Consider the following 13,310-nt stretch of genomic DNA (forward strand, 5'->3'; position numbering starts at 1 on the left):
GTCACGCGAAGTCCGTCGCCTCGCCCGCCTCGCGCCACGCCTCGATATCCCTGCGCACCTGCGCCAGCTTCTGCTGCGCGAAATCGTGGGCGATCCTGCCCACAAACAGATGCAACGGCGGCTCGGCCATGCCGGCCACCCGCAAGATCAGCGCGGCCAGCCGTTCCGGGTCGCCCGCCTGCTTGCCGTTCATGCCGTCCCGATGCAGGTCCAGCGATGCCTGGGCCGCGGTGTAGTCGGCGATGCTGCGCCGGGCGATGACCAGGCTGTTGTCGTTCAGGAAGTCCGTGCGCACCGGTCCCGGGTACACCACGGTGGCCTTGATACCCACCTCCGCGCCCTCGGCGGCCAGGGTTTCGGTCAGGCCGGCCAGCGCGAACTTGGTCGCCACGTAGCTGCCCCAGCCCGCATAGCCGCCCTGGAATCCGGCGATGGACGCGACGTTGAAGACATGCCCGCCGCGCTGTTTGCGCAGTTGCGGCAGCGCGTGGCGCAGCACGTGCAAGGGCGCGAACAGATTCACTTCGACATTGCGCCGCACCTCGTCGTCGTCCAGCGCCTCGAGCGTGCCCTGCTGGCCATAGCCGGCGTTGTTGACCACGCAGTCGATGCGGCCGAACGTGGCGATGGCGCGCTCGATCGCGGCCTGGACACTGGCCTCGGACACCAGGTCGACCTCCAGCGCCAGCAGGCGCGGATTGTCCTGGCCCAGCGCCTGGCGCAGGCTGGCCAGCGTGCGCGACGTGGCCGCCACGTTGTCGCCGCGCGCCAGCAATTGGCGCGCCAGGGAAAGCCCGATGCCGCGCGCGGCGCCGGTGATGAACCACGTTTGATTGCGCTGAGTGTTGCGTTGAGTGTCTTGCATTCCTGTACTCCCGGTTTGGTCGGATGACAGGACAGATGCTAGGCGCGGGCGGGCGGGCCGGATAGGCACAGCGCTATTGGATCATTGCCTATTCCTACTCGAACGCCATATTCTTTGACGAATCAGGAGCAAAATGATGCCTAAGACTCTTACCCAAGCGATAGCGCAATGACGGCACCGCAAGCCCTCCATGACCAGATGACCGCCCTGCTCGACCGGCTCGCCCCGCACGAGGGCTACACCCTGTCGCGCCTGGACGGCGTGCGCTTCATGCGCGCCAACCAGCCGCTCGGCCGCACGCCGGTGCTGTACGAACCCAGCATCGTCATCGTGTGCCAGGGCAGCAAGCGCGGCTACCTGGCCGACAAGGTCTATCGTTACGACGCGCAGCATTACCTGGTGCTGTCCGTGCCGCTGCCCTTCTCCACCGAGACCGACGCCACGCCCGAGGAACCCCTGCTGGCGATCCAGTTGCGGCTCGATCCGACCACCCTGGCCGACCTGGTGCTGTCGCTTGACGGCCACGACGGGCCGGCCGCGCCCGCCCCCACCGGCATCACGTCCACCCCGCTCGATCCCACGCTGGCCGATGCCACCTTGCGACTGCTGCGGGCGCTGGCCTCGCCGCTCGAAGCCAGGGTGCTCGGGCCGGCAATCGTGCGGGAGCTGTGCTTTCGCGTGCTGGTGGGCGAACAAGGCGGCGCAATCCGCGCCGCGCTGGCCAGCCAGGGCAACTTCGGCCGCATCTCGCGCGCGCTGCGCCGCATCCACGATGACTACAGCCAGCCCATGGAAGTGGCGACCCTGGCGCGCGAGGCCGGCCTGAGCGCGCCCGCCTTCCACGCGCACTTCAAGACCATCGCCGGCACCTCGCCCATCCAGTACATCAAGTCCATCCGGCTGCACCAGGCGCGCCTGCTGATGATCCGCGACAACCTCACCGCCGCCGCGGCCTCGACGCGCGTGGGCTACGAAAGCGCGTCGCAGTTCAACCGCGAATTCAAGCGCCTGTTCGGCCGCAGCCCGGGCGAGGAAGCGCGCCAGATGAAGGCGATGTTCGCGCTATTGCCCGCGGCGCAACTGGAAGGCGTGGCGGCGACGCACTGACGACGGCACGATCACGGCGCCGCCGCGCCACGGTCCGCGCCGTCGGCAGCCAGCCGCGCCAGGACATATCGCGCCGTCGCCTGCGCCGCTCCGCCGGCGTCCACCGCCAACCAGGGCGATGTCGCTGGCGAGCGCGCCAATTGCCGCCGTACGACGGCCTCGTCGGCGTCGGAGGGGTCGTTCTCGCGGGCCTTGACGCGCGCCACCAAGGTCGCGGGCGGCGCTTGCAGCCAAAAGCCGGCAAATTCCACCCGCGCGCGCGCGGCGGCCTGCGCGATGCGCTCGCGGTCGGCCGGCCGCTCGAACACGGCATCGGCAATCACGCAGCACCCCGCGGCCAACAGCGCGTGCGCGCGCTGGGCCTGCGCCGCATAGACCTGTTCGGATACCTCCGGGCGGTAAGCCCGCGCCGGCAGCGGCGCTTGCGCGCCCACCCCATGCCAGGCCTTGCGGATGCGGTCGCTGGACAACACGCGCGCGCCCGGCGGGGCCCCGATCGCGGGCGCGATCGCCGCGGCCAGCACCGATTTGCCGGAACCGCTCAGGCCGCCCACCGCAACGAGCCACGCCGCGCGCGGCTCCAGGCAGGCCAGCCCGGTGTCCAGGTAGCGCAGGGCCTGCGCCTGCAGGCGGGCACGCTCCGGCCCCGCCGCCGCGGCCGCCTGGGTGGCAACGACGTGGGCGCGAATTGCCGCGCGCAGCCCCATGAACGCCGGCATCAGCGGCAGACCATCGTCGTCGCCGCGCCGGTCCAGGTAGCGGTTGAGCACCTGGTTGGCCTGCGGCGCCAGCCCCCGGCTCCACAGGTCCATGAGCAGAAAAGCCAGGTCATAGAGCACGTCGATGGTGGACAGCGACACGTCGAACTCCAGGCAGTCGAACAGCGTCGGCTCGCCGTCGATCAGGCAGATGTTGGCCAGATGCAGGTCGCCGTGGCATCGCCGCACCTTGCCGGCCCTTGCGCGCGCCCGCAACAGCGGCGCATGACGCGCCAGCTCGCGCCGCAACGCCGCATCCAGGCTTGCCGTCTTATCCGCGGGCAACGACGGCAGCGCGGCGAAGATCTGCGCATTGGCGTCGATCACGCCCATCAACCGCGCCGGCATATCCACCTGCGGCGCGATCTCGGCGCGGTCATGGAAATCGGCGATCACGCCCGCCAGGCGGTCTGCCAGCGCCACCGACAGCCCATCGCGCGTCACCCGCGTTTCCAGCAACGCATCGTCGGCAAAGCGCCGCATCTGCACCACCGCATCGACCAGCTCGCCCGGTCCGTCGAACGACAGCTGTCCATCGTCCTGGCGGGTGATGCGCCGGACCCCCAGGTACAACGCGGGCGCGGTGCGGCGGTTCAGCGCCAGTTCGCGCTCGCAGGCCTGCAGGCGCAAGGCCGGGGTGGAGAGATCGACGTAGGGCAAGCGGACCGCGCGCTTGAGCTTGCATGCACGCGCGCCCGCCAGCACGATGATCGACAGATGCGTGCGCACCGTGGCGATCTCGGCGGCCGGCACGCCTTGCACGCGCGGGGAGGTCAGGAACGCCAGCGTGGCGGACTGCGGGTCAACCGTCATGCGTTCTCCTGTCATCGAAAGCGGCCTTGCATCGCCATTATCCTGTGCGTGGCCGGCGGGCCCACCACTTCTCCAACTCGGCCGCCCACACCGCTACCGACGCCAGCGCCAGCAAGACCATCCACTCGGCCCACGACACGGGTCCCACCTGCAAGATGCCGCTGAGTCCGGGCATGTACATCGCCGCGATATGCAGGCCCTGGGCCGCCGCGATGCCGGTCAACAGCAGCGGATTGGACCAGAACCCCGGGCGAAACAGCGAGCCGCGCTCGGAACGGCTGTTCAGCACCTGGAAGTTCTCGAACAGCACGAACAACAACAGCAGCAGATTGCGGGCATGCTGCTCGGTATAGCCCTGCGCCAGCAACCAATGGAACGTCACGAACCCGCCGCCGCCCATGACCGCGACGGCGCACCAGACCTTGCGCATCAATGCCCGGTCGAAGATCGGTTCGGCCGGCTTGCGCGGCGGCCGCGAGAGTTCGTCGCCGTCGCCGCGCTCGGCCGCCAGCGCCACATCCTGGATGCCATTGGTCACCAGGTTCAACCACAATAGCTGGGTCGGCAACAGCGGCATGGGCAACCCCAGCGGAATCGCCAACAGGAACAGCGCCACCTCCGCCGCCCCCGTGGAAACCAGCATGATGACCACCTTGCGGATGTTGCCGTAGGCGATCCTGCCTTCCTGGATACCCCGGACTATCGAAGCGAAATTGTCATCGGTGAGGATGATGTCGGCGTTTTCCTTGGCCAGTTCGGTGCCCTTGCCGCCCATGGCCACCCCGACATGCGCGTGCTTGAGCGCCGGCGCGTCGTTGACGCCGTCTCCCGTTACCGCCACGAAGTGCCCCAGGCGACCCAGCGCCAACACGATCGCCAGCTTCTGTGCCGGCTTCACCCGGGCATAGACCCGGGCCACGCGGACCAGCCGGTCCAGTTCGTCCAGCCCGCCGGCCTCGGCCTGGCGCACCAGGTCCCCGGTCACCACCTGCTGCGGCGTGAACACCATCCCCGCCTGGCGCGCGATCGCCGTCGCGGTGACCGGATCGTCGCCGGTCAGCACACACACCTCGATTCCGGCCTGATAGCATTGCCGGATGGCCGCAGGCACCTCCACGCGCAGCGGGTCCTTCATGCCTGCGAACCCCAGGAACGTCAACCCCGACAGCGAGGCGTCGTCATACCGGCCATCACTTCGCCGGGCGATGGTACCGCGCGCAAACGCCAGGACACGCAGGCCCTGCGCCGCCAGCTCGTTCTTCATGCGCAGCAGGGCATCGCGATCCAACGCGCCCACTCCCTGCCGACCAAGACTGTGCGAGCACATCCCCAGCAGCGTTTCCGCCGCCCCCTTCACAAAGACATGAATCCCCCCGTGGTGTTCGTGAAACGACGCCGCATAAGCCCGCTCGGGCTCGTACGGCACGCGCGCAACCCGGGGATAGGCCTGTGACAGGCTGTCGTCCGCGCCCCCCAGCGCGCGCGCCAAACGCAGCAACGCGACATCCACGCCGTCGCCGCTGCCCTGCCATTTCCCATGCACCGCAACCAACCGCGCCTCGTTGGGCAGGACTGCGGCTTCCAGCAGCGCCTCGATGCTTGCACGGTCGGGCTGCGCCGCGGCACTGGGCGGATCGCCATCGCAGGCCAGCGTCGCGCCGTCGGCAAGCGCGAGGGTCGTCACCACCAGTTCATTGCGTGTCAATGTGCCGGTCTTGTCCGTCGCGATCACGGTGCACGACCCGAGCGCTTCCACGGCAGGCATGCGGCGGACGATGACATGGGCGCGCGCCATACGGCGCATGCCGATGGCCAGTGTCACGGATATCGCCACCGGCAATCCTTCCGGAATCGCACTCACCGCCAGCCCCACCGCCATCATGAACAACTGGCCCGGCGCCATCCCCCGCAGCGCGCCGGCCAGCGCCAGCAAGGCCACCGCGCCGACCACCGCCAGGGCGATGCGTCCGGAAAACCGCTCCATCCGGATGACCAGCGGCGGCCGGGTGACGGTCTTGCCCCGCAACTGATCCGCGATCGCGCCAAGCTCGGTCGCCACGCCCGTTGCGATGACCGTTCCGCGCGCTCGGCCACGGGTCACCAGGGTCCCGGCGAACAGCCGGGCGGCATCCTCTCGTGCCGGCTCCGCGCGCAGATCCGGCGGCGGCCGTTTGCGTACCGGCAGCGATTCGCCCGTCAACAGCGATTCATCGCACTGCAAGTCCGTCGCGCGCGTCAAGGACAGGTCCGCGGGCACACGAGACCCGGCCTCCACCAACACCACGTCGCCGGGCACCAGGTCTCGCGCGGCAATTTCCTGCCGGAGGTCATCGCGGATCACGACAGCGCGAGGCTCCTCCAGTCTGCGCAAGGCCGCCGAAGCCTGGTTGGCGGAATGCTCCTGCAAGGTGCCGATCAGGCCATTCGCCAGCAGCACCACGGCGATGAACCCGGCGTCGCTGAGATCACCCAGCGCCGCCGCCGTCAGCGCCGCCGCGAGCAATATGTAGATGAGCGGGCTGCGAAACTGCCGCAGGAACACCCGCATGAGACTCGGCGTTGGCACACCGGGTAGCGCATTCGGGCCATAGTGCGCGAAACGCCGCCGGGCCTCGGCCGTCGTCAGTCCCGCGCCGCCCGGATCGTCCGGGAACGGGGACGAAGGGCAGTCCCGCCCGCTCCTCACGACGCTTGTCGAACGATCCATGCGCCCCTCGACGTCGATGGCCCGCCCGAGCCGCGTCGCCCCGGTCGCCAACGCGGGCGCGCGCCGGTGTCGACGCCGAGCGGCCGGCCCATCACCGCGCGGCCGGCGGCGCGGCCGCCGGGCCGCGCTGCATCAGCTGGTGCCACATCATCTGCTGCATCAACGATTGCTGCATGCCCATGTACTGGTCCATCATGTACTGGTGCTCTTTGAGCTGGCGCTCCGTCATGCCGGAGTAGAAGCGCCGCATCTGGCCCCGGTCGGGTGGCGGCCCCGGCCGCGCGCCGTTGCCCATCATCGGACCTCCCATCATCGGGCCGCCCGCCCGCGGCTGACCGAGGCAGCAGCCCTGGCCATCCATGCCGCGCATTGCCTGCATCAAGGCCATGCTGGCCTGCATGGTGTCGCCATGCTCCTGCAACAGCCGTTGCCGGACCTCGGGATCCTGAGTGCGGCGCAGCGCGTCCATCTGCTCGTGCATCTTGCGCAGATTGTCTTCGACGGCGTTCATCCGCCTGTCGAATTCGGCGACGTTGTCGGGCTTGTCGGGCGCCGCGGCAGGCGTGACTGGCGCGGGCTTGGGCGGTTGTGCCAACGCGGGGCCAGCGCACAGAGTGATGGCGGCCAGCGCCGCGGCGATAGCGTTTTTTCCCATGGCGAGCGCTCCCGGTAGAACAAGGGTGGATCGAGGCGTGCGCCCCGTGCAGCGGCGCGACGCCAGAACCACTCTACAACTCGCAGGGCGCTCGACCTTGACCAAACGCAAGTCCGCGCCACGGCAGCCCGCGCGCTGCCGCCCTCTCAATAATCCCGGACAGCGTCGAACCAGGCCTGCGCCTGGGCGCCGGACACGCCCAGCACGCCCACGCGCTCGATCTGGCTGAACTGCCACACGGCTTCGCCGATGTCCTCGCGCTCGGCGGTCTCGATGCCCTTCATGTCGTTGAAATGGCGCGCGAAAACCTCGATGGCGGCCCGCGCCGCATCGACCGTGGCCGCCCCTTCAAGCGCCTGGCGGGCGGCGTCGTACGCGGTATTGGCTGACTTCGCCATGCGGCCGCTCCAGGCGGAAAAAGGTCGGCCATACTCGCTTTGCCACCAATCCGGCTTGCGCAGCTTGCTGACCGAGCTATAGCCGGCCCACGGCCGCAGCTTCTCCCGCGCCTTCATCTGCGCCTTCAGCCGCTTGCCCCCGGTGTCATCGATGTTGAAGCCGATGAACCGTTCCAGCGACGGCCAGGTGGCCAGCGCCGGCAGGCCTTCCAGGTCGGGAGTATGGCGGATCTCCAGGCTCTTCAGGCCGGGCAGCCGGGCCAGCGCGTCCCAATCGGCAAAAGCGCCCCATAGTGAAAGATGCTCCAGCGCGGCAAAGCGCTCGATCCCCCGCAGCGAAATCGCCTGCGCCACCGGCTCGCCATACAGCGCCAGGGTCGACACGCCCTGCAGCGCGCCCAGGTCGGGCAAGGCATACGGCGCCAGGCCGGGCCGCCGCCCCAACGCGGGATGCAGCGACAGCAGGTCCGGCAGCGCGCCCGACACGGTAATCCGCGCCAGATCGCCATGCAGGCCCAGGCGCGTGTCCCTGGGCAACACGATGTCCAGGTGGCCCGATACCGCCGCCAGGCGGATCTGGAGCATCTGGATCCTGGCCGGGCGCGCGTCGATCCGGCGCGCATCGGCAAACGCCGGGGCCCAGGTGAACTGCTCGATCGCGCGTTGCGCCGACCAGCCCACAAAACCGCTGTCGTTGCCGTGGTAATCGATATGGCGCGGCCAGGGCGAGCCGGCGGGCGTGGCGAACGGCTCGAACGCCGGCCAGTGGATCGCCTCGCGGGGCGCCACATGCAGATCCGCCTTCGCGCCCATGCCGGCCGGCCCGATGATCAGGTTGCCGCGCCCGGGCTCCCTGACGAGCACGTGACTGCCCGGCCCGGTCAGGCCCAGCAGGTAGCGGCCATCCCCCGTCACCGAACCCGCGGGTTGGCCGGACACATCGATCGGTTGGGACACACTGCACTCCTCTTGGTGGTCAACGAAGGTGGGGCAACGGACGCAGCCTCGTCGCACGGCTCGCGCAACGCGCCGTCATAACGTCATGGGGGGCTGGTCTTTGATGTGGAAGGACAACTCACGCGGCCCCGGCCGCAGGGTATCGCCCATGTGTCAATACGTAGCGAAAGGCACTTCCACCGTCAACGCCTTGCCGCCCGCGGCCGGACGCAACGTGTAGCTGGCCACGCCGCCGTCATCGTCGGCCAGCGACGCATCCTTGCGCGATACGGCGTAGCGCTGGCCGCCGACCTCCAGCGCACCCCGCGCCGGCGCGCGGGCATCGGCCGGCACCAGCAAGCCTCCCAGCGCATCCACGCTGTCCGCGAATTCGTATGTGTCCAGCGCCCCCTCGGCGCGCAGCCGCTGCACGCGCGGCCGGTACGGCGCCGCGTCGAGGTTCCAGCCGTTGGTCAGATCGGTAATCCACGGGCCGGGAATGTCGTAGGTACCCTCCAGTTCGGCTTCCGTCACGGCTTCGCCTTGCACCACCAGGCAGCACACCACCTTGCCGGCCTTGGCGTCGAAAGCCGCCCACTTGCTCGCCACCGGCGCGGCGCTGGGCAGCATGGAAAAATGGTATTGCTTGTCGAGCTGGGAATCGGAAACCTTGCGCCAGGCGCCCACTTGCGGCGACTGGGCGAGGCAGGTGGCGGTCAGCAGCAGGCCTGCTGTCAGGACAATGGCGCGGGACACGGAATGGGTCATCTTGGGTAGCTTGTTCCAGGCCAGGAAAAATCATCGAATCGGGGTCAGCGACGTAGTCTATTCCAAGTTGCCGTGTCCTTGGCTCGCGCCGTCGACGCCCCCCGCCCCGCTCAATCCCGGTCCGGCGCCCCCAGCGGAAAGAAGCCGCGGTACGGACGCGCCTCGTCGACCACCCGGGCGATCGACGGCCGCGCCAGCAGCCGGGCCCGATACGCCGCCAGCGCGGGAAACCGCCCGCCCATCGGATGCACCCAATCGCCATAGAACAGCGCCGGCGCCGCGGCGCAGTCCGCAATCGTGAAGCGGCCGCAGGCGGCCCACGGCCCGTCCTGCAATCGCGCCTCCAGCCAGGCATAACACCGCGCGATGACGCCATGCGCTTGCTCCACGCCGAACGGATCGCGGCTGTCTTCGGGGCGCAAGGCGTTACCGACGATGCGTTGCATCGGCACGTGCACGTAGTCGTCGAACACCTGCGCCATCATGCGCGCAGCCAGCGCCTCGCGCGGGTCCAGGGGCACGAGCGGCGCGCCCTTGCCGTGGTGCAGGTCGAGATACTCGATGACGGCATTGCTCTGGACCACCTCCGTGACGCCATCCACCAGGGCCGGAAACTGCCCGGTCGGCGCCAGCGTCGCGATGCGGGCCGCGTGCTCGGGATGATCCGGATCGATCATGCGGAACTCGAAGTCCACCTCGCGTTCATACGCCGCGATCAGCGCCTTCCAGGTGAAGGACGAAAACGGATGACCGTAGATCGCGACCGTCATGGCAGCGCTCCGCCCGCTTGAAGCAGCGTCTCGATCATGTCGAACTGCAGCCCGGTCCCATGGCGGCGCGACTCGACGCCGTCGTTGCCGTCCGTGAACACGATCTGCTCGGTGTACGCCACGCGCGTGGCATTGCCGGCCGGCTCGATCTCCAGGCTCGACAGCGTCACGGAATGCAGCCTGCCCGAATGGAACAGGTCATAGGCGTAGACCAGCCGGCTGGCGGGCTCGATCACGTGATAGCGCGCATCGAAGCACGACACCATGCCGCTCTCGTTGAAACGCCCTTCCAGCACCTCCCGGCCGCCCACGCGAAAGTCCATTTCGCGGCGCGACAGCGTCCAGCGATCCGGCGGGCCGGTGAACCACTGCGCCTTGACGCGCGGATCGGCCCACGCCTCGAAGACCCGCTGGGCCGGCGCGTTCCACGTGCGCCGCAGCGTGAACGTGCCATGGAAAAACGGCGTGAAAGTCATGATGTCTTCCCTCCCTGATCGGGCGCGGCGCTCAGCCCGCCCGGGTGATTGCCGGCTTCGCCTTCGAGCAATTGGCCGAGGCGGTCGAATCGGTCTTCCCAAAGCTGGCGACGCTCGCTCAGCCACTGCTCCACCCGCATGACCGCCTCGGCCGAAATCCGGCATTCGCGCGTGCGTCCGCGCTTTTCCGTGACGATCAGTCCGCTGGCTTCCAGCACCCGGACATGTTGGTGGATGGCTGCCAGCGTCGAGTCGTACGGCGCCGCCAGCTCGCTGACCGAAGCCGGACCGCGGGACAGGCGCTCGAGCATGCCGCGCCGCGTCGCGTCGGCAAGCGCATGGAAGGCCAGGTCGAGTTGGGATTGATACTCAAGCATTCGCTTAAGTTAGAGAGGACGACGCGGAAAGTCAAGTATTCACTTAAGTATTTTGGTCGCTGCCTGTCCGCGTCCCACCCGGCGCGTCCCCATACGCCACGCTCGGTCATATTGACATATCGGGAATTTCCGATATCATGCCCGCCATGGACCTGCTCGACGTCTTCAAAGCCCTCTCGAACCGCACGCGCCTTGAAATCCTGAAGGGTTTGAAGGACCCCGTGAACAGCTTCCCGCCGCAGGACGAAGGGGACGTGCATACGGTCGGCGTCTGCGTCAGCAGCATCCAGGAAGGCGTCGGACTGTCCCAGTCCACCGTGTCCGACTACCTGGCCACGCTGCAACGCGCCGGCCTGGTCGAAGCCACGCGCATCGGCTCGTGGACGTATTACAAGCGCAATGAAGCCACCATCCGCGCTCTGGCCGAGATCATCGGAAAAGAGCTGTAGCTGGCGGTGGCCGAGGTCGGGCATGGCCGCCCGTGCTTATTCGGCGCCAGCTTGCCGCGCGCTTGCCTCGCCTTTTGCCTTGCCCTGTTCTTCGCATTTTTTTGTTTTTTTTAAATCGACAATTCCCGATATCCCGTTTTACCGAAATAAGGAGCCATCCAATGAAAGCCCTCGTCCTCACCGCCTTTGGCGGCCCGCAATCCTTCGAACTGCGCGACGTCCCCAAACCCGTGCCGCAAGCGGGCCAGGTCCTGGTCCGCGTCCACGCCACTTCCATCAACCCGCTGGACTACCAGGTCCGCCGGGGCGACTACCCCGATCTGGTCGCCCTGCCCGTCATCACCGGCCACGACGTCTCCGGCGTGGTCGAAGCCGTCGGGCCCGGCGTGAGCGCCTTCGTGCCGGGCGATGAAGTCTGGTACACCCCGCAGATCTTCGACGGCCCCGGCAGCTACGCCGAATACCACGTGGCCGCCGAAAGCATCGTGGGCAGGAAGCCCGCCTCGCTGAGCCATCTGGAAGCGGCCAGCCTGACGCTGGTCGGCGGCACCGCGTGGGAAGCGCTGGTCGTGCGCGCCGGCTTGCGTGTGGGAGAGAGCATCCTGGTGCACGGCGGCGCCGGCGGCGTCGGCCACGTCGCCATCCAGCTCGCGAAAGCCGTCGGCGCCAGGGTGTTCACGACCGTGCGCGACAGCAATGTCGACTTCGCGCGCAGCCTGGGCGCGGACGTCGCCATCGACTACGAGAAGGAAGATTATGTCGAGGCCATCCTGCGCGAGACCGACGGGCGCGGCGTCGACGTGGTGTTCGACACCATCGGCGGCAACACGCTGGCGCGCAGCCCCGACGCGCTGGCGCAACTGGGCCGCGTGGTGAGCATCGTGGATATCGCGCAGCCGCAGAACCTGATCCAGGCCTGGGGCAAGAACGCCAGCTATCACTTCGTTTTCACGCGGCAGAACCGCGGGAAGCTGGACGAGTTGAGCGCGTTGGTGGCGCGTGGGCAACTACGGCCGCACGTGGGCGCGGTGTATCCGCTTGCCGATATTCCGGCGGCGCATGCGCGGTTGGAGAGTGCGAACAACGGGCTGCGGGGAAAGATCGCGATCGCGGTGGCCGATTGACGCATCGGCGGCAAGGCGAACTCACGCTACCTATGACGAGTCATCGCCTGAGACAGTGCCGGATTGCCGGCATGGTCGGCCGTCGGCGACGCCAGGCTGACAACCGCGGCGCGCAACTTGCCGGGCGGCTGGCCAAACGCGGTGAAATGGGCAAGGCCGCCAAATGTCACGGCAGGGATGCCGTGGCGCAACCCGGTTGTCCGGAGCGGGCGCGATACCGTTCCAGCCAGCTCACGGACTGCGCGATCCCTCCGAACGGGAAGAAATGCAGGCTCACCTTACCATGCGCGTCCGTCAGTCCGGCGGCCAGCCGATCCACGAAAACGTCCGGCCCCGCGGTGCCAAACAGCTTGCCCAGGGAGATACCGTACTTGGCCCACATCGATGCGCAGGCGCCGACCCCGCACAAGGCGGCATAGCGCGCCAGCACCGCGATACCGGCGGGTCCCGGCACGCCCACGCGCACGGGGTGTTCGAGGCCGCGCGCGCGCAGCGCTTCGAGCCACGCCAGCACGATGTCGGCATCGAATCCAAACTGCGTGACGATCAAGGGCGACATGCCACGCGCGCCGATGCCGCGGCACTTGCGTTCCAACACCTCCCACCGCTGGGCCGCGCTCATGACCGGATGGCCATCCGGATGCGCGCCCACGCCGACCACCTTGATGCCCGCGCGCTCGAAAACCCCCGTCTCGATCAGCGCGGCGCTATCGGCAAACGGCCCCGCCGGCGTCGACGGATCGCCCGCGATCACGAAGCAGCGGTCAACGCCGGCCTCGGCCACCGCCCGCGAGACGAACGCCTCCAGGTCGGCCAGCGAGGCAATGCGGCGCGCGGACAGGTGCGGCATGGGTTCCAGGCCCAGTCCGCGCACGGCCCGCGCGGCGGCCAGCCGGGCGTCATCGTCCTGGCCCGGCAGGTAGGGAATGGAAATGGTCGACCCGGGCGGTAGCCGCGACGCTGCCGCGGTCAGCGCGGCAATGTCCTTCACGCTGACTTCCAACGAACAGTCGTCGGTGATGTTGCCGGGAAAGAAAGGGGTACCGCGAGGAATCAAGGACATCGATGAAGGCAGGCCGAACGGCTCGGCGCGCGGCCTGTGTACGG

The 13,310-nt window shown here is 68.5% G+C and carries 13 protein-coding genes; 3 read left to right on the forward strand and 10 right to left on the reverse strand.

The genetic code is table 11. From position 1 onward, the window contains the following. Position 1 precedes the first annotated feature (1 nt). On the reverse strand, positions 2-865 hold the full coding sequence (locus tag AC6CR5_RS07745; RefSeq protein ID WP_026382894.1) for an SDR family oxidoreductase: 864 nt from the start codon (positions 863-865) through the stop codon (positions 2-4). A gap of 168 nt (positions 866-1,033) precedes the next feature. On the opposite strand from AC6CR5_RS07745, the gene AC6CR5_RS07750 reads away from it, so the two are divergent. Then, positions 1,034-1,972 (forward strand): AraC family transcriptional regulator, encoded by a 939-nt coding sequence (locus tag AC6CR5_RS07750; RefSeq protein ID WP_006387111.1) that lies wholly within the window; start codon positions 1,034-1,036, stop codon positions 1,970-1,972. An 11-nt stretch (positions 1,973-1,983) separates the two neighbouring features. Here AC6CR5_RS07750 and AC6CR5_RS07755 read toward each other — a convergent pair whose 3' ends face one another. From AC6CR5_RS07755 to AC6CR5_RS07790, 8 genes are all read right to left on the reverse strand, one after another. Beyond that, entirely contained in the window at positions 1,984-3,543 is a 1,560-nt protein-coding gene (locus AC6CR5_RS07755) for a bifunctional aminoglycoside phosphotransferase/ATP-binding protein (protein ID WP_172999479.1), read from the reverse strand. Between the two features lie 37 nt (positions 3,544-3,580). Beyond that, positions 3,581-6,250, reverse strand: a complete 2,670-nt coding sequence (locus AC6CR5_RS07760) for a cation-translocating P-type ATPase (RefSeq protein ID WP_150100596.1) — start codon at positions 6,248-6,250, stop codon at positions 3,581-3,583. Between the two features lie 91 nt (positions 6,251-6,341). Continuing rightward, positions 6,342-6,905 carry a hypothetical protein gene (locus AC6CR5_RS07765; RefSeq protein WP_020928140.1) on the reverse strand — a complete coding sequence of 188 codons (564 nt, stop codon included), beginning with the start codon at positions 6,903-6,905 and terminating at the stop codon, positions 6,342-6,344. Between the two features lie 146 nt (positions 6,906-7,051). Then, positions 7,052-8,260: a hypothetical protein gene (locus AC6CR5_RS07770; RefSeq protein WP_172999480.1), complete on the reverse strand. Its 1,209-nt coding sequence runs from the start codon at positions 8,258-8,260 to the stop codon at positions 7,052-7,054. A 153-nt stretch (positions 8,261-8,413) separates the two neighbouring features. Next, positions 8,414-9,007: a hypothetical protein gene (locus tag AC6CR5_RS07775; protein ID WP_498085446.1), complete on the reverse strand. Its 594-nt coding sequence runs from the start codon at positions 9,005-9,007 to the stop codon at positions 8,414-8,416. A gap of 110 nt (positions 9,008-9,117) precedes the next feature. After that, positions 9,118-9,777, reverse strand: a complete 660-nt coding sequence (locus AC6CR5_RS07780) for a glutathione S-transferase family protein (protein WP_006387107.1) — start codon at positions 9,775-9,777, stop codon at positions 9,118-9,120. Then, complete coding sequence (locus tag AC6CR5_RS07785; RefSeq protein WP_006387106.1) at positions 9,774-10,253, reverse strand: SRPBCC family protein; 480 nt, start codon at positions 10,251-10,253, stop codon at positions 9,774-9,776. Before AC6CR5_RS07785 ends, AC6CR5_RS07780 begins: the two co-directional genes overlap by 4 nt. Continuing rightward, entirely contained in the window at positions 10,250-10,630 is a 381-nt protein-coding gene (locus AC6CR5_RS07790) for an ArsR/SmtB family transcription factor (RefSeq protein ID WP_148319487.1), read from the reverse strand. Before AC6CR5_RS07790 ends, AC6CR5_RS07785 begins: the two co-directional genes overlap by 4 nt. 146 nt (positions 10,631-10,776) lie before the next feature. On the opposite strand from AC6CR5_RS07790, the gene AC6CR5_RS07795 reads away from it, so the two are divergent. Then, positions 10,777-11,079 carry an ArsR/SmtB family transcription factor gene (locus AC6CR5_RS07795; RefSeq protein WP_026382898.1) on the forward strand — a complete coding sequence of 101 codons (303 nt, stop codon included), beginning with the start codon at positions 10,777-10,779 and terminating at the stop codon, positions 11,077-11,079. A gap of 161 nt (positions 11,080-11,240) precedes the next feature. After that, positions 11,241-12,203 carry a zinc-dependent alcohol dehydrogenase family protein gene (locus AC6CR5_RS07800; RefSeq protein WP_498085447.1) on the forward strand — a complete coding sequence of 321 codons (963 nt, stop codon included), beginning with the start codon at positions 11,241-11,243 and terminating at the stop codon, positions 12,201-12,203. Between the two features lie 166 nt (positions 12,204-12,369). On the opposite strand, the gene AC6CR5_RS07805 is transcribed toward AC6CR5_RS07800, so the two are convergent. Further along, positions 12,370-13,266, reverse strand: a complete 897-nt coding sequence (locus tag AC6CR5_RS07805) for a methylenetetrahydrofolate reductase (RefSeq protein WP_498085448.1) — start codon at positions 13,264-13,266, stop codon at positions 12,370-12,372. Positions 13,267-13,310 lie beyond the last annotated feature (44 nt).

The organism is Achromobacter sp. EG18 (assembly GCF_059759395.1).